21 protein-coding genes and 1 pseudogene are annotated in these 20,010 nt (G+C 65.3%); 18 read left to right on the top strand and 4 right to left on the bottom strand.

Going from position 1 to position 20,010, the window contains the following annotated elements:
- The first annotated feature begins 238 nt into the window (after positions 1–238).
- The 3 genes from ACO2Q2_RS09580 (at position 239) to ACO2Q2_RS09590 (ending at position 5,192) form a co-directional block, all read left to right on the top strand.
- Complete coding sequence (locus ACO2Q2_RS09580) at positions 239–1,966, top strand: PAS domain S-box protein (RefSeq protein WP_423255648.1); 1,728 nt, start codon at positions 239–241, stop codon at positions 1,964–1,966.
- A gap of 58 nt (positions 1,967–2,024) precedes the next feature.
- Positions 2,025–4,883 carry a PAS domain-containing protein gene (locus tag ACO2Q2_RS09585; RefSeq protein WP_423255545.1) on the top strand — a complete coding sequence of 953 codons (2,859 nt, stop codon included), beginning with the start codon at positions 2,025–2,027 and terminating at the stop codon, positions 4,881–4,883.
- Between the two features lie 123 nt (positions 4,884–5,006).
- Positions 5,007–5,192 carry a hypothetical protein gene (locus ACO2Q2_RS09590; RefSeq protein ID WP_423255546.1) on the top strand — a complete coding sequence of 62 codons (186 nt, stop codon included), beginning with the start codon at positions 5,007–5,009 and terminating at the stop codon, positions 5,190–5,192.
- 211 nt (positions 5,193–5,403) lie between these two features.
- On the opposite strand, the pseudogene ACO2Q2_RS09595 reads toward ACO2Q2_RS09590, so the two are convergent.
- Together ACO2Q2_RS09595 and ACO2Q2_RS09600 are read right to left on the bottom strand one after the other, a co-directional pair.
- Positions 5,404–5,617, bottom strand: a pseudogene (locus ACO2Q2_RS09595) (manganese catalase family protein); the annotation flags it as partial.
- Positions 5,618–5,995: a hypothetical protein gene (locus ACO2Q2_RS09600; RefSeq protein WP_423255547.1), complete on the bottom strand. Its 378-nt coding sequence runs from the start codon at positions 5,993–5,995 to the stop codon at positions 5,618–5,620. It abuts the pseudogene before it with no gap.
- A 223-nt stretch (positions 5,996–6,218) separates the two neighbouring features.
- On the opposite strand from ACO2Q2_RS09600, the gene ACO2Q2_RS09605 reads away from it, so the two are divergent.
- From ACO2Q2_RS09605 to ACO2Q2_RS09670, 14 genes are all read left to right on the top strand, one after another.
- Positions 6,219–6,488 (top strand): hypothetical protein, encoded by a 270-nt coding sequence (locus ACO2Q2_RS09605; protein WP_423255548.1) that lies wholly within the window; start codon positions 6,219–6,221, stop codon positions 6,486–6,488.
- 141 nt (positions 6,489–6,629) lie between these two features.
- Complete coding sequence (locus ACO2Q2_RS09610) at positions 6,630–7,136, top strand: ferritin-like domain-containing protein (RefSeq protein WP_423255549.1); 507 nt, start codon at positions 6,630–6,632, stop codon at positions 7,134–7,136.
- An 83-nt stretch (positions 7,137–7,219) separates the two neighbouring features.
- On the top strand, positions 7,220–7,558 hold the full coding sequence (locus ACO2Q2_RS09615) for a divalent metal cation transporter (protein ID WP_423255550.1): 339 nt from the start codon (positions 7,220–7,222) through the stop codon (positions 7,556–7,558).
- A 5-nt stretch (positions 7,559–7,563) separates the two neighbouring features.
- Positions 7,564–8,409 carry a divalent metal cation transporter gene (locus ACO2Q2_RS09620; RefSeq protein ID WP_423255551.1) on the top strand — a complete coding sequence of 282 codons (846 nt, stop codon included), beginning with the start codon at positions 7,564–7,566 and terminating at the stop codon, positions 8,407–8,409.
- The gene (ctaD, locus tag ACO2Q2_RS09625) at positions 8,327–10,195 is read left to right on the top strand and encodes a cytochrome c oxidase subunit I (RefSeq protein WP_423255552.1); all 1,869 of its coding nucleotides are present in this window, start codon (positions 8,327–8,329) and stop codon (positions 10,193–10,195) included. The genes ACO2Q2_RS09620 and ctaD overlap by 83 nt, the downstream gene beginning before the upstream one ends.
- On the top strand, positions 10,192–10,842 hold the full coding sequence (locus ACO2Q2_RS09630) for a cytochrome c oxidase subunit 3 (RefSeq protein ID WP_423255553.1): 651 nt from the start codon (positions 10,192–10,194) through the stop codon (positions 10,840–10,842). The genes ctaD and ACO2Q2_RS09630 overlap by 4 nt, the downstream gene beginning before the upstream one ends.
- The gene (locus tag ACO2Q2_RS09635; protein ID WP_423255554.1) at positions 10,839–11,228 is read left to right on the top strand and encodes a hypothetical protein; all 390 of its coding nucleotides are present in this window, start codon (positions 10,839–10,841) and stop codon (positions 11,226–11,228) included. The genes ACO2Q2_RS09630 and ACO2Q2_RS09635 overlap by 4 nt, the downstream gene beginning before the upstream one ends.
- Positions 11,225–11,599: a c-type cytochrome gene (locus ACO2Q2_RS09640; protein ID WP_423255555.1), complete on the top strand. Its 375-nt coding sequence runs from the start codon at positions 11,225–11,227 to the stop codon at positions 11,597–11,599. The genes ACO2Q2_RS09635 and ACO2Q2_RS09640 overlap by 4 nt, the downstream gene beginning before the upstream one ends.
- Positions 11,600–11,601: 2 nt before the next feature.
- Positions 11,602–13,476, top strand: coding sequence for a PQQ-dependent dehydrogenase, methanol/ethanol family (locus tag ACO2Q2_RS09645; protein WP_423255556.1), 1,875 nt, complete (start codon positions 11,602–11,604; stop codon positions 13,474–13,476).
- Between the two features lie 52 nt (positions 13,477–13,528).
- On the top strand, positions 13,529–14,356 hold the full coding sequence (locus tag ACO2Q2_RS09650; RefSeq protein WP_423255557.1) for a substrate-binding domain-containing protein: 828 nt from the start codon (positions 13,529–13,531) through the stop codon (positions 14,354–14,356).
- Positions 14,356–14,850 (top strand): c-type cytochrome, encoded by a 495-nt coding sequence (locus ACO2Q2_RS09655; protein ID WP_423255649.1) that lies wholly within the window; start codon positions 14,356–14,358, stop codon positions 14,848–14,850. The genes ACO2Q2_RS09650 and ACO2Q2_RS09655 overlap by 1 nt, the downstream gene beginning before the upstream one ends.
- A 2-nt stretch (positions 14,851–14,852) precedes the next feature.
- On the top strand, positions 14,853–15,869 hold the full coding sequence (locus ACO2Q2_RS09660; RefSeq protein WP_423255558.1) for a cytochrome c oxidase subunit II: 1,017 nt from the start codon (positions 14,853–14,855) through the stop codon (positions 15,867–15,869).
- 11 nt (positions 15,870–15,880) lie between these two features.
- Complete coding sequence (locus ACO2Q2_RS09665; protein WP_423255559.1) at positions 15,881–16,726, top strand: GlcG/HbpS family heme-binding protein; 846 nt, start codon at positions 15,881–15,883, stop codon at positions 16,724–16,726.
- Between the two features lie 218 nt (positions 16,727–16,944).
- Positions 16,945–18,060 carry a cytochrome D1 domain-containing protein gene (locus tag ACO2Q2_RS09670; protein ID WP_423255560.1) on the top strand — a complete coding sequence of 372 codons (1,116 nt, stop codon included), beginning with the start codon at positions 16,945–16,947 and terminating at the stop codon, positions 18,058–18,060.
- Between the two features lie 204 nt (positions 18,061–18,264).
- Here ACO2Q2_RS09670 and ACO2Q2_RS09675 read toward each other — a convergent pair whose 3' ends face one another.
- On the bottom strand, positions 18,265–19,242 hold the full coding sequence (locus ACO2Q2_RS09675) for an SDR family oxidoreductase (RefSeq protein ID WP_423255650.1): 978 nt from the start codon (positions 19,240–19,242) through the stop codon (positions 18,265–18,267).
- 242 nt (positions 19,243–19,484) lie between these two features.
- Here ACO2Q2_RS09675 and ACO2Q2_RS09680 point away from each other — a divergent pair, with 242 nt between their 5' ends.
- Entirely contained in the window at positions 19,485–19,769 is a 285-nt protein-coding gene (locus ACO2Q2_RS09680) for a hypothetical protein (protein WP_423255561.1), read from the top strand.
- A 63-nt stretch (positions 19,770–19,832) separates the two neighbouring features.
- Here the strand turns inward: ACO2Q2_RS09680 and ACO2Q2_RS09685 are convergent, their stop codons facing one another.
- A complete protein-coding gene (locus ACO2Q2_RS09685; protein ID WP_423255562.1) occupies positions 19,833–19,994 on the bottom strand; it encodes a hypothetical protein in 162 nt (53 codons plus the stop codon).
- Between the last annotated feature and the right edge of the window lie 16 nt (positions 19,995–20,010).

Here is a 20,010-nt window from a genome sequence, read left to right on the forward strand (position 1 = left end):
ATTGCGGTAAGATCATGGGAAGACTGGCGAACGACGAACCGGGGTGGTTTGGAAGACACGAGCGATGCACGCAATGCGAGATTGATATGGAAGTATAAACGGCTAAATGCGCGACGCGAAGTGCGCGGAATGTCGAAACAGCATCTTCACCCATAGGGTGAACCCGGCATGAGGGCGGAACCCAAGCGCAGCATGGATCCGACCGGGCGAGCTCACGGAATCAGGTATCACCCATCGGCTGGACTACGAGGAGCTTCTAAGCGATGCGCTGGAAACCTTCCAGTCGCTGCGTACGAGTGAGCGCGAGGTGAAAAGTGGTGGTGGCCGTTGGTATATCGCCCGCATGCTGCCGTACCGCACTGCCGAAGACCGCATCGAGGGTGCGGTACTGACCTTCATCGACATCACCGGGCGCAAGCGTGCCGAGGAGGAGGCGCGCAAGAGCGAGGAACATCTCCGTCTCGTCGCCGAGAGCACCGACCACGCCATCATCACCTTCAACATCGACGGAGTGATCACCCATTGGAACAAAGGCGCCGAGCGCATCTTCGGATACGCGGCGGGCGAGGTGATCGGCCGCTCCGGCGAGCTGCTTTTCCCTGAGATGGATCGCGACGAGAACGTTTTCGCCAGGCAACTGGGCGTGGCGTTGAGCCAGGGCAAAGCGCATGTGGAGCATTGGTACCTGCGCAAGGACGGCTCTACCGTGTTCTGCAGTGGTACGACCGTGCCGCTCATCCAGGGAGGGCCGCACGGATTCGCCAAGATCATCCGCGACGAGACCCACGACCGGAGACATCGCCAGGCAGGCGGGTCCCAGTTGCCAGCGGGAAGTGCGTCGCGGGAAGCGACCCAACAGGCCGCTCTGCTCAAGGACGAGTTCCTCGCCACCATGTCCCACGAGCTCAAGCACCCGCTGAACCTGATGCTGATGAACGCGGAGCTTCTTTCGGCGATCCCTGAGCTTGCCTGCAATGACTCGGCACGCCAGGCCGCCGAAGTGATCCGCCGGTCTATCCTCAGTCAGGGCCAGATCATCGACGACCTGCTGGACCTTTCGCGCATCAGTACGGGCAAGCTGACGCTGAAGCTGGACGATCTGGACCTGGCCGGGAGCGTCCGCCGCCTGGCCACGCCCACCCGCGACGAAGCCAGCCAGCGCGGCCTGGAGTTCGCCTCGCAAATACCCGACACGCCAGTGATGGTGAAGGCCGACCGCGTGCGCATCGATCAGGTCATCTGGAACCTGTTGAGCAATGCGCTGAAGTTCACGCCCGCTGGCGGGTGTATCGAGCTTCGATTGTCGATGGGCGACTCGCGCGCCGAGCTGGTGGTGGCCGATTCCGGCCGTGGCCTTGGCCTTGACGAGCTGGATCAGATCTTCGAAATGTTCCACCAGGGCAGCGGTGTGTCCACGCGGGAAGGTGGCGGGCTGGGCATTGGGCTCGCCCTGGTGCGGCAGCTGGTCGAGCTGCATGGTGGCACGGTCAAGGCCACGTCGCCCGGTCGTGGCAAGGGCGCCAGTTTCTCCGTCTCATTACCCCTTTCCAACGTGCATCTCCCGGAGGAATCCGACGGCGCCGGGCACGAAGGCGAAATCGATGGCCTGCGCGTCATGGTCGTGGACGATGCAGTGGATATCCTCAGCCCGTTTCGTCAGGTGCTGGAGTTGAAGGGCGCCACAGTGGAGACCTTCGACTCCGCGCAGGCGGCGCTGAATGCGTTTGGCGCAGCGAGCTTCGACGTAGTGCTTTCAGACATCGGCATGCCCGGCATGAACGGCTACCAATTCATTCGTGAGCTTCGGACCCTGCCCGGTGGCGACAGCGTGATCGCCCTGGCTCTGACCGGTTTCGCCCGAGCCAAAGACCAGCGAGAAGCACTAAAGGCAGGTTTTGACGCGCATATCAGCAAGCCTGTGGCACTGAAGTCGCTGCTGGCCGTGCTGCGACGCCTGCGAGGCTGATCCCTCGTCCCGATCCGGCGTCGCACGATGGTCCCCCGATGAGGGTGGAGAGACAGATATGGCATGGCCTTACGGCGACAGTCCCACGGCGAGGCGCATCAGACGCCACGATTGGACGGCGACCCCGCTGGGCCCTCTGGAGCGCTGGCCGCAGAGCCTGAAGACCGCGCTGGACCTGATGATCGGGGCCGAACAGCCGGTACTGGTGGCCTGGGGCGAGGAGTTGACCGCACTCTACAACCGCGCCTTCGCCGCCTTGCTGGGCGAGCCGCGCGGCCGGTACTTCGGAGCACCTTGCAGTGAGCTGTGCGGGGAGCGCTGGCCGATGCTCGATGGCGCCGTGCGCGCCGCGCTCCGCGGTGAACCCCAGTTGTGGGCCGACCAGGGGATGAAGATCGGCCCGGACGATCTCGACACTGGCTGGTTCACCGTGAGCTGGATGCCGCTGCGCGATGAGAGTGATGCCGTCTCGGGTATCTACTGCACCGTCGTGGACACTACTGAAAAGGTGAGGGCACAGCAGATCCTGCGCGAGAGCCGCGACCGCCAGGCCTTCCTGCTCGCCTTGAGTGATGCGCTGCGGCCACTGTCCGGGCTCCGGGCGATCCAGCGGGTGGCGTCGCGGTTGATCGGCGAACACCTGCAAGCCGATCGTGTGGGCTTCGCCGAACGCGACGACGACGACGACGACGTGCACATCCTGGAGGACTGGTCGGCGCCGGACATGCCGCCGCTAGGGGCGATGCACTGCCTGAGCTCGTTTCACCCGTCGATCGGCGCCTTGTTGTGGCGGGGCGTGATCGTGAGGATCGACGACATCCGCACGGTCTGCGAACACCCGGCCGATCTGGCGATGTACCAGCGCTGGAACATCGGGGCCGCGCTGGTGGTGCCGTTGCGGCGCGACGACCAGTTCAACGGCAGCTTCTACGTCCACCAGCGCATCCCACGCCGCTGGAGCGACGGCGACGCGCGGCTAGTACAGCGTGCGGCCGAGCGGGTCTGGATCGCCATACAGTGGGCAGCCGCAGAGCGATCGCTGCGCCATGCACAGCAACGCCGGCGATTTCTGCTGCTGCTCAGTGATACGTTACGCGGGCTCGATCAGTCCGCCACCATCAAGCACGCCGGTTGCCAATTACTCGGCGAGCAGTTGCAGCTTGATCGGGTGGCCTACGTCACCGTGGACGCAGCAGGGCAACTGTCGGTCCAAGGCTGGAGCAGTGCCACCGGGTTCTTCGACCAGGCAGCGGCTCCTGCCACGGCCGAGCACGCGCTCGCCGATACCTGCTGGCAACACAAGCTGCTGGTAATCCACGACGTGGCCAACGAAGACAGGATCCCGCCACATGAGCGAGAGGCGCTGCTTTCGGCTGGCATCGGTGCCCTCGTCACGCTGCAAATAGCGGGCAAGGAAGCCGCCCGGCAGGCGGCCTTCGGCGGCGCGTCTCGGTCGGCGCGGCAGTGGTCCAGGGAGGACGTCGACCTGATCAAGGAAACCGCCGGGCGTCTTTGGTCTGCAGTGGAGCGGGCCCGTGCACTGGAGCAGCTGACCTTGCGCGAGGCCGAACTGGCCCAGGTGCAGCGTTCCGGCGGCGTGGGCGGCGTCATTATCGATATGGCTGATGGCATGCGCTCGCAGCGCTCGCCGGAATATCGACGGCTGCACGGATTGTCGCCGGAAGTGCAATTCGAAGGTCACGAAGAATGGCTCGCACGGGTTCATCCGAAAGACCGCAAGACCGCCGACCGCGCCGTACGCGAAGCGATCGCGCACGGCGATTCGTATACCAGCGAGTACCGGATCGTCCGCCCCGACAACGGCGCGGTGCGCTGGATCTCGGCCAAGGGAGAGATCCAGCGCGATGCCGACGGTCGAGCGCTCCGGCTGGTGGGTATCCACCTGGATATCACCGAGCGCAAGGAAATGGAGGCTGCGCTCAAGCTCAGCGAGCGGCGACTGCAGACGCTGATCTCCGGCATGCCGCAGCTGGTATGGCGCGCCGAGGAAGCAGGACGATGGATCTGGGCCAGCCCGCAGTGGGCCGACTTTACCGGTCAGCGTGCGCACGAGAGCCTGGGCCGGGGCTGGCTCGAACCGGTGCATCCGGAGGATCGCGGGCGCGTATGCGAGGCGTGGGAGAAGGCCGAGTCGAGCGGAGCGCTCAGCATCGACCACCGCATCCTCGGCCGAGCCGGGCAGCGCTATCGCTGGTTCCAGACCCGCGCCGCGCCAGTACGCAACGCCGATGGCGGTATTCGCGAGTGGCTTGGCACCTCCACCGACGTCGACGAAATGCGTACGCTGCAGGATCACCAGCAGGTGTTGCTGGATGAATTGCAGCACCGCACGCGCAACCTGATGGGCGTGGTGAGCGTGCTGGCCCGCCGTACAGTCGCCTCCAGCACCGACCTTGACGCCTTCGCCGTCCGCTTCGACGATCGGCTGGCCGCGCTGTCGCGAGCCAACAATTTGCTTTCTGGCGTCACCGATGGGCAGCGCATCAGCTTCGATGCCTTGCTGCGCCAGGAGCTCGATGCGCTCGGTGTACTGGACGGCCAGAATCCGCCGGTGGAGATGGCGGGGACCCCAGGCATCGCGCTGCGTTCGAGCACGGTGCAGATCCTTGCGCTCGCGCTGCACGAGCTGGGTACCAACGCGGTCAAATACGGCGCGCTGGCGCAGCCCGGGCGGCAGCTGTCAGTGCGCTGGTGGATCGATGCGCAGGTGGCACCGCAATGCCTGGTGGTGCAGTGGCGCGAAACCGGAGTTCCCATGGCAGACAGCGGCGGCTTTGGCTACGGCCGCGAGCTCATCGAGCGTGCCCTGCCGTATCAGCTCGGTGCCACCACCACCTACACCTTTACGCCCGACGGCGTGCTCTGCGTCATCCGGTTGCCGATCTCCGCGCAATAAGCCGTCGCCAACAGCTCGGCGCCAACGTACGGCGAGGGAGTGACGAATGCTTTAGGCCGGCGTCATGTGCGCTGCACCGGTGCTTTTCTAAGCTGCCCGACCCTCAGCCCCGCGGAGTTCGACATGACAGGACAACCACGCAAGCACGGCACCGGCGATCGCAACAACGACCAGATCGCCTGGAAAGACCATGAGATTCATCGCAAGCGCGACGAGGAGAATCGCGAAAGCGATCGCAAACGCGATCGGGTGGACGAGACGGGCACGGGCAACCAGGAACCATCGTCGGGCGGCAAGGACACGCCCTGACAGTAGAGACGTCCGTTCCGTTTCCAGAGGCCGGGCGCCCCACCGCAAGGGGCGCCCGGCCGGCGGGCTCTCCCGCCGCTGGTCCTGCCGAGTGCGTATCACTGTGCGCCGGCGGGCCTGAAACCGCCGTACACGCTTCATGGTCGCGACCGTTGACGGGCATGGTGACTAACGTTTCTTTTTACCGCGCCGTGGTTTATTTACCGCGCCCGTGGTTTACCGCGCGCGTCATCAGGAAGCCCAGCGCGTCGCGCACGCCCGGATCGGTGGCGACGTTGATCAGCCGTTCGTAGACGATCTTGGCGCGGGCTTCGGCCGCGATGTTCGAGCGCAGGTCGCAGGTGGGGTTCGCCGATGCTGTCGATGTAGCCGGCAGTCCACAGCTGGCCTCCGCTGTTGGTCAAGGCCGGACCGCCGCCGGGCAATCAGCCGGTGGGTCGGAAGTGCTGCGGATCGAACTGCGCCAGCGCTTCCATCAGCGTCAACACGTCGAATGGCTTCAGCAGGAAGGCATGCCGGCGGAACTTGCTCGGCAGGTGGTCGTGTGCATAGCCGGAGAAGATCAGGACGTTCACGTTCTGCGCCTGGAGCAGCTCGATGAGCGCATCGCTCGGCCCATCTTTCAACTCGTAGTCGACCAGGGCAATGTCGGGGCGACAAGACGCCAAGTGTATTGCGCCGGCATTGTCCTGGGCGGCACCAACAATGGGCCAGCGGTGCCAGGAGAGGACGTCCACTATGGTTTCCAGCAGGGCGGTATCGTCCTCGACAACCATGACGGAGGGGGGGCTGGCAGTAGCCATACGCGTTTCCTTGTATCGGCGGGACACCCCTGTACCCGCCGCAAGTATTGCGCCATATGCAGCGCTTTCACAATGCCATGCCGCCAACATGGCAATCGTTGCGTGTTCGGCCGCAGCACCCTGAAATATTTTTACGCGACAGGAACATTCTTTATGCAAATCAGCCGTGCCGCCGCGCAACGACAGCGCGGAGACGTTGGCGCGGTGCTTGCACGATATGGGCATGAGGCCTATCGCCAACCCGTTCATGCTCTACATCCCCTTCAACGCGAAGTCGCGCGCGCCGTGGCGCGTGCTCGAGCGCTCGCACGTGCTGGGTGTGTTCGGCAGTCGGGACGAATCACTGCACTTCGCACTGCGGCTCGCTGCCGAGGTGGTGCGCCGGGGCGGGGCGGAAGTGCGGCTGATGGTGGAGGAGGCGCACGGCGAATGGAAACAGATGCCGCCGGCACTGTTCGTCGACGCCTCCGAGCTGGCCAGCGACCGCGCCTGAGGCAGCGCGCGCAACGCACCCCTTCGACAGCAGACTCTTCGACAACCGCGGCACGGTTCGGACGCATCGGCGCGACGTCGGGTTCGTCAGGATGGCTGAGCCGGCATTCGCCGGTGCGTCCACATATTTCGAGGAATATCCATGACGGCCAAGACCATACAGGATCTGTTCGTGCACGAATTGTCCGATATCTACAGCGCGGAAAAACAGTTGACCAAGGCACTCCCGCGGCTCGCCCGTGCGGCCAGCGACGAAGAGCTCAAGAAGGCGTTCGAGGCGCACGCCGAAGAAACCCAGCGTCAGGTGGAACGCATTGACGCCGTGGCGCAGGCAATGGACATCCGCGTGAAGCGCCTCAAATCCGCCCCCATGGAGAGCCTCATCGAAGAGGGCCGGGACGTCATCGAATCGATAGCGCAGGGACCGCTGCGCGATGTCGCCCTGGTGGCCGGTGCGCAGAAGGTGGAGCACTACGAAATCGCCGCCTACGGCACGCTGTGCGCATTGGCGAAGGAACTGGGCCAGGACAAGGCTGCCTCGCTGCTGGAGGAGACCCTGCAGGAGGAAAAGCAGACCGACCAGAAGCTCACCGTGCTGGCCGAACAGGGCAGCAACAAACGAGCGAAGGCACAGTCTGCAGCAGGCTGAGCAGTAAGCCGGGGCGCGGCGACGGACGGCGGGCATGGACGCTGTAGCCCACCACCGTCGCCGCGCGCACGAGTTCTTCAGTGATGGACGTCCGTCGCTCCAGCGCCCCGCTGCGGGCGCTGGCGTCGCGCACGACACCGTGGCGTGCCAAGGTCGGCGGCGCAACCGCGAAGAACCTGGGTGCGCGAACCTGGGGCGCAGGCACGCTGGTCGCCGTGGGCTACATGGATCCGGGCAACTGGGCTACCGACGTGCAGGCCGGAGCTCAGTTCGGCTACGGACTGGTGCCGGTGGTGGTGCTGGCCAGCCTGGCAGCGATGCTGTTGCAGTCGATTTCCGCCGCGCTCGTGGCGGTGACGGGGCAGGACCTCGCCTGCCTTTGTCGCGTGCGCCTGCCGCGCGCCGCGGTCGTCTCGATGTGACCGGCATGCGAGATCGCGATCGTGGCATGCGACCTCGCCGAGTCGTCGGGGCAGCGGTGGCCTTGCGGATGCTTTTCCGGGTGCCCCTGTGGGGCGGCGTGCTGGTGTCCATGATGCTGATGCTGCCGTTCGTCTGGCTGCAGCAGTGCGGGTCTGCCTGGCTGGTCGGTGGTGTGCTGGTGTTGCTGGGCGTGGTGATGGCGGCGCTGGCCGCGCAACTGGTGGCCGCCGGACCCGACGGCCAGGCTTTGCTCCGGGGCATGCGGCCTGATCCACGGCAGTGGCACAGCCCGGACATGCTGTGGTTGGCCGCCGGGATCGTCGGCGCCACCATCATGCCACACAACCTCTATCTGCATTCCTCGCTGACCACCCCCATCGCACGCGCTCCGCGCTCGCGAATCAAACGCGCACTGCGCGGCATCGGGCTCGACAGCGGTGTATCGCTGGCGGTGGCGATGCTGGTCAACGTCGGTTTGCTGGTACTGGCGGCCGCCGTGTTCCACGTCCATGACGTGCGCGAGGTGAGCGATCTTTCGCAGGCGAGCCAACTGAAGCGCATCGCGCCGGTAGCCAAGCGAGCTCTTCGACAGACGAAACACCCACGATGCCCGCTCCGTTCACTCGCCGTTAGGGATGCTGTCTCTGCAGCCGCACCTGACGACTGCCGAACGATTTCGGAGAAAAACGCATGTCCGAACCTACTCGCTCCTGGAGTCGGCGCATATGCTTCGCGGCGGCCCGCGATGCCATGGGCAAGGCACGCGCATGAGCGCCGCCATCGAACGACTGGAGCACCTGTGGGAGACGCCGCCGACGCTGTTGGGCCGGCTTTCGACGGTGGATCATAAGACCGTGGGTATCCGCTACATCGTCACCGCATTCGCCTTCCTGATGGTCGGGGGCGTCGAGGCACTGGTGATGCGGGTGCAGCTTGGCGGCCCAGACATGCATGTGCTGTCGCCGGAGGCCTACAACCAGCTGTTCACCATGCACGGCGTCACCATGATCTTCTGGTACGCCGCGCCGATCCTGTCCGGGTTCGGCAACTACCTTGTTCCGCTGATGATCGGCGCGCGCGACATGGCATTGCCGCGCGCCAACGCCTTCAGCTACTGGACGTTCCTGTTGTCGGGCCTGCTGCTGTACGCCGGCATGGCCATTGGTCAGGCGCCGCACGATGGCTGGTTTGCCTATGCGCCCTACAGTGACCGGCCTTACTCGCCGGCGCTCGGGCTGGACTTTTACGCGCTGTCGCTGATTTTCCTCACCATTTCCACCACGGTTGGCGCGGTGAATTTCCTGGTAACGATCTTCAGCCTGCGCGCGCCGGGCATGTTGATCAGCCGGATGCCGCTGTTCCTGTACAGCACAGGCACCATCTCCATGCTGATCGTGCTGGCGCTGCCTGCGCTCACCGCCGGGTGCGTCTTCCTGGAGCTGCAGCGCAACTGGGGCTTCCATTTTTTCGATGCCGCCAACGGGGGCACGCCGCTCCTGTGGCAGCACCTGTTCTGGTTCTTCGGCCACCCTTGGGTGTACGTGATCTTCCTGCCGGCCACCGGCATGGTGTCGATGATTCTTCCGGTGATGGCGCGGCGGCCGATCTGCGGCTACGTGTACGTGGCGCTCTCCACCGTGTTGACTGGCGTCATCGGCATGGGGGTGTGGGTGCACCACATGTTCGCCACCGGCATGAATCAGATGGCGATGAGCTTCTTCGCTGCCGCCAGCATGACCATTTCCGTATTCAGCACAGTGCAAGTGTTCGCCTGGATCGGGACGCTGTGGCATGGACGGATGGTGGTGACTACTGCGACGCGCTTCGTCATAGGCTTCATCGCGCTATTCATCATTGGCGGCCTCAACGGCGTGATCACCGGCTTCATTCCGTTCGACTGGCAGCTCACTGATACGTATTTCGTGGTGGCGCATATCCACTATGTGCTGATCGGGGCCAACCTGTTTCCGGTGATGGCAGCGTTGTACTACTGGTTCCCGAAGATGAGCGGGCGGCTGATGAATGAGCGCGCCGGGGCCTGGAGCTTTTGGGTAATGTTCATCGGCTTCAACGTGTCGTTCCTGCCGATGCACTTGGCCGGTATTGCCGGCATGCCGCGCCGCATCTACACCTATGATGCGGGGCTAGGGTGGGATGCAATCAATGCCACCGTCAGCGTCGGCGCCTTCGTGTTTGCCGTGGGCCTGCTGGTTTCGCTGGTGAATGTCTGGATCAGCCTGCGCCAGGGCAAACCCGCCGGTGCCAATCCGTGGCAGTCGGACAGCCTGGAGTGGTCGATGCCGTCACCGCCGCCGGTCTATGCGTTCGAGCGCATCCCCACCGTGGCCACACGCCATCCGTTGTGGGACGACCACGACGAGTATGCCGACCCGCGCGATGAGCGCCGGCTGGACCACGGGCGCTACACGCTCGCAACCAGCGCAGCCGACGCGGTGCCGGTGGCTGTCGCCAAGATGCCGGAAGACACCCTGATGCCGCTGCTGCTGGCGCTGCTGATGACCGCCTTGTTCAGCACGCTGTTGATGAAGGCGCTGGTGTGGGCGCTGGTGGTGGCGGTGGTGGGTGCGCTGGCGATGGCCGCCTGGCTCTGGCCGGAAAAGGAGAAGACCGCATGAGCGAGCTGACCGTGGACAGGGCCGGCGTGGTCGTGGGCGGGGAGCCGGCAGCGGTGCCTTATCGGCCTGTGGCGGAGCTGGGCTGGGACGATCGTCGGGGCACGCGCGCCATGAGCTTCTTCATCGCCACCGAGGCGATGCTGTTCGTGGCTCTGTTCTTTTCGTATTTCTACCTTGGCGCTGGTCAGCCGCGCTGGCCGATCGACGAGCCGCCGGAACTCAAGCTGGCGCTGATCATGCTGGGCGTGTTGTTGAGCAGCAGCGTGGTGCTGTGGGTGGGCGAGCAACTCGGCAAGCGCGGCCACGCCGCTGCTTCGCGCGTGCTGGTGGCGGTCACCATCGCCCTGGGTGGCCTGTTCCTGTTTCTGCAGACGCTCGAGTACCGTCACCACCTGCGCAAGCTGATGCCGCAGCGCGATGCCTATGCATCGATCTTCTACACGATCACCTCGGTGCACGCGCTGCACGTGATGACCGGCCTGGGCATGCTGCTCTACGTACTGGCGCTGCCGGCACCAGAGCACACGGACCGGCCGCCGTACCGATCGCTGCATAACGCCGGTATGTATTGGCATTTCGTCGACGCCGTATGGGTGGTGATCATCGCGCTGCTTTACGTCATGCCGAACCTCGGGGCCAGGCCATGACCGATCAGCGCGCAAACATGCCATCGCGCGGCTCGCTCTGGTTTGCTGTATTGGCCGCCCCCGTCGGCTGGGCGCTCCAGGAGGCGTTGGGCTGGTTTCTCGCCAGCGCGCCGTGCGAGCGCTATAGCGCTACACATGCCTGGGTTGGTCGCGTTGGTGGCTGGCAGCTCACATTGCATGTGTTTGTCATCCTGCTTGGGTTCACCGGCCTTCTGTTCGGTATCCGTGGCTGGCGCCGGACGCGCGACCGGCCCGCGGCTGAGATCACTGATGTGGATCATTTTCTGGCGGTGGCTGGGACGGTGATCAGCGCCGTGGGACTGGCGGCGCTGGTGTGGGGCACGCTCGGGACCTGGCTTCTGCCTTCGTGTGAGGTGATGCGATGAACCTTGCACACCTGCCGCTGCTGTTGATGACACTGATGCTGGTCGCGTGCGAGGGCGGACGCGACCCCAGCCAGCCGGGGCTGCGCATGGATGGCAATCCTGCGCATGGCAAGCAACTGATCAGTCAGTACACCTGCGGTGCTTGCCATGTCATTCCCGGCATTCATGGGGCCGACGGGCTGGTCGGGCCGCCACTGACCATGTTCGGCCGCCGCGCCTACATCGGCGGCGAACTGCCCAACACGCCGGCGAACCTGCAGCGCTGGCTGCTGGATCCACCTGCGGTAGAGCCGGGAACGGCGATGCCCCGGCTCGGCCTGTCGCGCGCCGAGGCCCGCGACGTCGCCGCCTATCTGTCCACATTGAGGTAACCATGACGCTCTCACGCATGCTCATCACGTTTGTCGCTGCCGCCGTCGCGCTGGGAAGCGGGGCAGATCGTGCACAGGACAAGGCGCCGGTCGAGCCGGCGACCAAGCAGGGCGAGCTGCCGACGTCCTGGCACACCGGTGGGCTGCTCGAACACGCCGCGCCACCCATGCACCTGGTGGCTCCGCTGCCCCAGGGCGAGTGGAAGCTGCCTGGCGGCGACCTGGCCAACCTCCGCTACAGCCCGCTGGACCAGATCAACACCAGCAACGTGAAGAACCTCAAGGTGTTCACCACCCTGTCCACCGGCATTCCACACGGCCACGAAGGCGGCCCACTGGTGGTCGGCGATGCCATGTACGTGGTCACGCCGTTTCCCAACAACCTCATGGCGATCGACCTGACCAAACCCGGCGGCGCGTTGCTGTGGATGTACCAGCCGCATCCGGATCCACGCGCCGTGGGCATCGCCTGCTGCGACGTCGTCAACCGCGGGGCCTCCTATGCCGACGGCAAGATCATCTACAACACGCTGGACGACCAGACCATCGCCGTCGATGCCAACACCGGCAAGGAGGTCTGGCGCACGAAGGTAGGCAACATCGACATCGGTGAGACGGTGACGATGGCACCGTTGGTGGTGAAGGATAAGGTGATCGTCGGCAACTCCGGCGGCGAACTGGGCGTGCGTGGTTGGGTCAAGGCGCTGTACGTGTCGTCGGGCAAAGTCGCCTGGAGCGCCTTCAACACCGGCTCGGACAAGGACGTGCTGATCGGGGCGGATTTCCATCCGTTCTACCCGCACGACCAGGGCAAGGACCTGGGTCTTACCAGCTGGCCCAAGGGCCAATGGAAGCTGGGCGGGGCGACCGCCTGGGGCTGGATTTCCTACGACCCCGAGACCAACCTCATCTACTACGGCACCGGTAATCCCGGGGTTTGGAACCCGGACGTGCGCCCCGGCGACAACAAGTGGTCCTCCAGCATCATTGCCCGCGACGCGGATACGGGCATGGCGAAATGGGCTTGGCAGGTGTCGCCGCATGACGCATGGGACTACGACGAGATCATGGAAAACATCCTCGTCGACATGCCGTGGCAGGGGCATATGCGCAAGTTGCTGATCCATCCGGGCCGTACCGGCTTCGTGTTTGTGCTCGACCGCACCACCGGCGAGGTGCTGTCGGCGGAGAAATACGAGCCGACCAACTGGGCGCACGGCTACAACCTCAAGACCGGCCGGCCCGACGAGGACCCCGCCAAGCGCACGCATTTCGGCAAGGTCACCCACGACATCTGCCCATCGGCCACTGGGGCCAAGGACTTCATGCCGTCGTCGCTGTCGCCGCGCACGGGCCTGCTCTACATCCCTGCGCACAACACCTGCATGGACTACGAGGGAATTGAGGCCAACTACATCGCCGGCACGCCCTACCTCGGCGCCGACGTGCGCATGTACCCCGGGCCGGGCGGTTACCAGGGTGAGCTGGTGGCGTGGGATCCGGTGCAGGCCAAGCCGGTGTGGAGCATCCGCGAACGCGACCTGCCCCTGTACAGCGGTGTGTTGTCCACCGGTGGCGACGTCGTGTTCTACGGCACCATGGACGGCTGGTTCAAGGCCGTCGATGCGCGCAGCGGGGCGGACCTGTGGAAGGTGAAGGTGGCCTCCGGCGTGGTGGGCAATCCGATCACTTTCCTCGGGCCCGAGGGCCATCAGTTCGTCGCCGTCTACGCCGGCGTTGGTGGCTGGATGGGTGCCACGGCGTTTCCAAGCGTGTCCACGGATGACCCGACCGCTGCACTTGGCACGGTCGGCGCGATGAAAAAAATCAAGCAGTACACGGCGGCCGGGAGCGTGCTCTATGTCTTCGGCTTCTGATCGCTTTCGCCGTGCCGCTTCCGCGTGCCTGCTCGTGCTGGCTGTGCCCGCCATGGCGCAAGACAATCCCGAGGCACTGGAGCGGGCCCTGCATGGACCGGCGGTGCCGATCATCGCGCCCATCGACCAGCTGCGAGTGTGTGCCGATCCGAACAATCTACCGTTCTCCAACCAGCAACAGCAGGGGTTCGAGAACGCCATCGCGCGCATGGCCGCAAACGACCTGCATCGTCGCCTGGTCTATTACTGGTGGCCGCAACGGCGCGGCTTCGTGCGCAAGACGCTGAAATCCGGCCACTGCGACGTGGTGATCGGCGTGCCGTCGCGGATGGACATGCTCAAGACCACCACGCCGTACTACCGGTCCAGCTATGTGTTCCTTACCCGGCACGACCGGCACCTGGACATCCACAGCCTGGACGATCCGCGACTGCGCAACCTGCAGATAGGGGTGCACGCTGTCGGCGACGACTACGCTAACGTGCCGCCAGCGATGGCGCTGGCCCAGCGTGGCTTGGTGCAGAACCTGCACGGATACAGCATCTACGGCGATTACTCCCGGCCGGATCCGACGCGCGCGTTGATCGATGCGGTGGCGAACCGCAGCGTGGACGTCGCCATTGCCTGGGGCCCCCTGGCCGGCTACTTCGCGCAACGTGAGCCGGTGGCGCTGGACTTGGTGCCACTGCAGAGCGACGTGGGGTCGGCGCAGGTGATGCGTTTTGACATGTCGATGGGCGTGCGCCGCGAGGACAAGGCGCTGCTGCAGTCGCTCAACGAGTTTATCCGACGCCGGCAGGCGGCCATCAATGCGGTACTGCGCCACGACGGCGTGCCGTTGGTCGCTGGCGACGACCAGGAACAAGGGGGGCCACGATGATGCATGCACTCTGGCGCGCGTGCCTTGGCGCCGCGTTCGGCCTGCTCTGCAGCAGTGTTACTGGCTGCCATAGCGACCAGGACTACGAGCACGCGGCCACCCGCACGCCGCGTGCGGCGACTGGCCCCGTTCCGGGCCCGGGGCGTGCAGACGACCGCTCCAGTCGTGCCAGGCCCGGGCCCTACAGCGGCGATAGCGTCGGCGTGGAAGAAGGACGGAAGTTGTTCGTGCGCTACAACTGCTCCGGCTGCCACGGCGGCCATGCCGGCGGCGGCATGGGACCGAGCCTGCGAGACCAGGACTGGATCTACGGCTCCAGCGATGACGACGTGTTCGACTCCATCGTGCAGGGCAGGGCGCACGGCATGCCCGCATGGGGCTCACGCATTACCGACGACCAGGTCTGGATGCTGGTGGCGTACATCAGGGCGTTGCGCACGCCGCAGGAGCCGGATGCGCCGGTATCGCATGCGCCTGACGTACCGGAGCGCTAGGCATGGTCCGCGCGATGCTGCGATGCCTCTGCATGCTGTCGACCGTGGTGTTGCTTGCCGGCTGCCGTGGGCCGCAGAACTTCCTGTTCGCTGAGGGTACTGCCGCCGATCGCTTGGCGCGTCTGGGCTGGATCGCGCTGATTTCCTTCAGCGTCGTCACTGTGGTGGTGTGGTGCCTGCTGGTCGCCGTGGTGTCGCGCCGGCGCGGGAGCTTCGGCGAGCACGCGCCGGTGGACACCACCTCGGGCATCAACTGGATCATTGTCGGTGGATTGATCGTACCGATCACTGTATTGAGTACGCTGTTTTTCTTCAGCCTCGACACGCTGCGCGATTTTCCGATGGGCAAGCTGATGCATCCGGCGCCGTCGATCCGAGTCACTGCGCGGCAATGGTGGTTCGATGCGGAGTACCTCGATCCATCACTGCCCAACCGTTTCCACGCGCCGACCGAGCTGCACATTCCAGCCGGCGCGCCGGTGAACCTGGAGCTGGTCACCGCCGATGTCATCCACTCGTTCTGGGTGCCGAAGCTGCACGGCAAGGTGGACATGGTGCCGGGAATGACGAACCGGATCCGCCTCCAGGCAGATCACCCTGGTATCTATGACGGCGAATGCGGCGAGTACTGCGGCATGCAGCACGCCCACATGCGCCTGCGGGTGTTCGCCGATACGCCCGCTGATTATGCGCGTTGGAAATCCCGTCAGCTGGCAGATGCGAGCGAACCGCAGACGCCGGCAGAGCAGCGTGGCAAGGCCGACTTCATGGCCGCGCCATGCGCGGTGTGCCACACCATTCGAGGCACCGATGCCCATGGCACGGTCGGTCCGGATCTCACCCATGTCGGCAGCCGCACCCGCATTGCCGGCGGTATGCTGGTGAACAACACCGCCAATCTGCAGGCGTGGATCGTGCACGCCCAGTCATTCAAGCCGGGTACGCAGATGCCGGACATCAACAGTCTCAGCGGACAGCAGCTGAGCGAGCTGACGCTTTACCTGCAAAGCCTCAAATGACGGAGATCCCCATGCGACGTCCAGCCTCTTTCCTCTTGCTTCTCACCGCGGCCGCGATGCTCGCAGGCTGCAACGATCACGACACCGACAAGGAGCGCGGCAACACGGTGGCGGCCAACCGTCAGGCCGAAGCACCGGCCTCCGGCATTGGCACCACACAGGATGGCGCGGCGGACGATGTGCGCAAGCCCGGGCACGACCGCTCGGGAAAGTGTGGCGACCTGCCCACCACAGTCCAGCTGCACAACTGGCTCAACAGCACCCCGGCCGAAGGTGAGGTAGGCGGCTTTGCTGGCGGTCGGCACGAATGGGCGGCAGTGGTCGACCGCCAGGGAAGGCTGTGCGCAGTGGCGTCGGCGGATGCGGATCCCACTATGCCGTGGCCGGGTTCGCTCGGCATCGCCAAGGCCAAGGCCTTCACCGCCAATGCCTTCAGCAGCGACACGACACCGATGTCGACCGCGCGGCTCTACACGATGGCGCAGCCCGGGCATTCGCTGTTCGGTGCTGGCGCTGGCGATCCACTCAATCCCAAGTGCCTGCAGGCCCCTGGGGATGCCAGCGCTGATGGCACGGTGTGCGGCGGTGTCATCGTGTTCGGCGGTGGACTGCCGTTGTACCGTGACAAGACCAAGGTCGGCGGCCTTGGCGTAAGCGGCGACACGCCGTGCGCCGATCAGGAGATCGCCAAGCGCGTACGTCATGCGGCCAAGCTCGATCCGGTCGGTGGCGCCACTGTGGACGACATCACCTACAGCAGCGTCGATGGCGCGTCTATCTACACCCATCCGCTGTGCTACCACACTTGGCGCAACGGCCAGAAGATCGGTGAGGAACCGGTGGCCAGCGGCTACTGAGAGGCTGAGAAAAATTCGCCCGCCTACTGCGGCCGCTGCCAAACGCCCGTGCCGGCGGCGCCCAACGCACCTTGTCACGAACGCTTGGCGGCGCTCTCGCTACGGCGGGCGAATTTTTCTCAGCCTCTGAGTGGCCGCCTTCGTGCGTCGCAGGCGGGTTGATTCTGCGTGCTTCCGCGCTCGCGGGAGGGCGTTGCATTCTTGTGAGGAGAGAAAGCATGCGTGGTTCCATCCGTAGTGGCTGTGGCGCCCTGGCCGTCCACTTCGCCAGCGCAAGCCTGGCGGTCGCAGTGCTCTGCGCGCCGGCCCTTCATGCGGTTGAACGGACCGCTGCCTTACCTGAGGCCATCTATGTCACCAACGAAGCCGGCGGCACGTTGAGCGTGATTGACGGGCGCACCCTGCGGGTGACGCGCACGCTGGCTCTGGGCAAGCGGCCCCGTGGATTGGTCGTGTCGCGCGATGGGCGCCGGTTGTACGTTGCACTGAGCGGCTCGCCGCCGGCCGGCCCCGGTGTGGACGAGAGCACCTTGCCGCCGCCAGACCGCACGGCCGACGGCATTGGCGTGGTTGACCTGGCGCAGGGCAGGGTGGTGCGCATGCTGCGCGGTGTCTCCGATCCTGAGCAGCTGGCGCTCGGACCGGACGGCAAGCGGCTGTACGTGGCGAGCGAGGATTCCGGGCGGTTGTTCGTCTTCGATCTGGGCTCGGGTCAGATAGTGAAGCGACTGCAGGTGGGCGGTGAGCCCGAAGGGGTGGGGGTCAGCGACGACGGGAGCCGGATCTGTGCCACTTCGGAAGCGAAAGGCACCGTCGCCCTGATCGACGGCCGCGAGCTACGGGTACAGCGTATCGAGAGCGTCGGCCAACGGCCGCGTAACTGCCGCTTTTCGCACGACGGGACAACCCTCTATGTCCCCGCAGAAGTCGGCGCCACGCTGTCGATGATCGATCTTGATCGTGGCGGTCCTCCGCATACCGTCCCGCTGGCCGGCGCTGGTGTGCGGCCGATGGGCGTAGCGCTGGCGCCGGACGGTCGCAGTCTGTACCTGACAACTGGTCACGCAGGCCTGGTACTGCGCCTCGATGCGCGAACCGGCAAGGTGAGCGGGCGCGTGAAGGTGGGCGACCGTCCCTGGGGGCTGGCCATCGCAGCTGACGGCAGGCGGCTCTACACCGCCGACGGGCCATCCAACACGGTCAGTGTGGTCGCCTTGCCGGAGATGAGTCGGCTGACCTCGATCGCAGTGGGCGAAAAGCCCTGGGGCGTTGCCGTGGGTCCGCTGCAGCCGCCCGCTGCGGCCGTGCAGAGTCATCACGCCCGGCGTCCGTAACGAATACGGTTCTTCGTCGGGCGCGGACAGCGCACGATGTGCGACGTGCCCGCAAGCCGTACATGGACACAGAGCCGCGCGTCATCTCCGTCCCGCGCCTGTTCGATGCCGGTGTCTCCTTTCTCCCCAAGCCTTAGGACGGGCGGATGCTCGTGAACGCGACGTGGATACGGTATCGCCGCCGCGCAGCGGCGATGGCGCGCGTCAGGGCGTGGGGCCGCCCATCACCGGAAGAATCGCGCCGGTGACGTAACTGGCGCAGCACGGCGAGGCGAGAAACACGTACGCCGGGGCCAGCTCCTCCGGCTGAGCAGGGCGACCCAGGGCGCTGGATTTGCCGAAGTCTGGAATCTTCTCGGCCGGGCCATCGGCGGGATTCAGCGGCGTCCAGACCGGCCCGGGCGCTACCGCATTCACGCGAATGCCGCGACCGGCGAGGTTCGCCGCCAGCGACTGGGTGAATGCGTGGATGCCGCCCTTGGTCATCGAGTAATCGAGCAGGTTTGCGTTGCCAAACAGGCCGGTTTCCGAGCCGGTGTTGATGATGCAGTCGCCGCTCTTGAGATGCGGCAGCGCTGCGCGCGCCATCTGAAAGTAGCCGTACAGGTTGGTGCGCAAGGTGGTGTCGAAGCTCTCGTCGCTGATGTCTTCCAGTGAGTCGGCGTGCTGCTGGTAGGCCGCGTTGTTGACCAGCACGGAGAGCGATCCGAAGTGATCCAGCGTCTGCGCCACCGCCTGCTGGCAGAAATCGCGGTCGCGCACGTCGCCGGGAAGGGCCAGGCACTCGCGCCCTTCCTCTTCCACCGAGGCCTTGGTTTCCTTGGCATCCTCGTGCTCGTTGAGGTAGACGATCGCCACGTCGGCACCCTCGCGGGCGAACAGCACGGCCACCGCTCGGCCAATGCCGGAGTCGCCGCCGGTGATGAGCGCCACCTTGCCTTCGAGCTTGCCGCTGCCGCGATAGTCGGGGGCCCGGAAACGGGGGCGCGGCTCCAGGTCGCGCTCCAGGCCAGGTTTGTTCAAGCGCTGTTTGGGCAGGGGATTACGTGGCTCGGGCGTGGGTGCGGGGTCCATGGTCTTGTCGGACTTGCTGGGGGTCTTCTTGCTGGTCATGCCTTGCTCCTGTTGGCGACGAAGCTCGACGGTAGGTAGCGCGCGGTGGCGATGCAGTGAATGACCGATGCAGTTTTCTTGACGCGGCGGCACGACGAATGTGAGCCGGCTTTGGCTGCGGGCACATCGCACGTTGACATGGCCCGGCCTAGCTTGGACGGCACGTCGACACCCGTCGCCACGGCTGCATGGTGGCATTCGTACATTTCCATGGAGCGGCACACGCTGCGCCAACGCGTGGCGGCATGCGGTGTGCTCCAGGGTGCCGGTCTTGCCTGTCACCATTCCCCCACCCACTCCGGAGAAGCATCATGACCTCTCGTTCCAAGACCACTACCGACCACGAAGAAATCCGCCGCTGGGTCGAGCAGCATGATGGCGTTCCGGCGAAGGTGAAGGACACCGGCTCGAATGAGGATCCGGGCATCCTGCGCATCGATTTTCCCGGCGGCGCGAGCGAGGAGGCGCTGGAGCATGTGGACTGGGATGTCTGGTTCGAGAAGTTCGACAAGAGCAACGTCGCCTTTCTCTATCAGCAGGAGAAAGCCTCCGGCGAAGACAGCACCTTCTTCAAGCTGGTGCGTGCGGACGAATGATGCGCACAAGCTGGTGCGCCCACCCCGCAACGGGATGGACGCACCGCCGGCGGCGGACTGGCATCACTTCTGTTGGTGATTGTCCTCGCCGACGTCATTGAGCGCGTTGCCCTCGGCGTCGGTGTCTTCCGGCTTGCGTGGCGCCTTGGAATTGCGGTCCGTCTCCGGCTCGTTGTCCGAGTCGCGGGTGGGTTCGCCCTGGTCGTGGTTCTGCGGCTTGCTCATGCGGTGTTCCGTTCGA

The sequence above is a fragment of the Dyella sp. KRB-257 genome (assembly GCF_049445995.1).
Lineage (GTDB): Bacteria > Pseudomonadota > Gammaproteobacteria > Xanthomonadales > Rhodanobacteraceae > Dyella_A.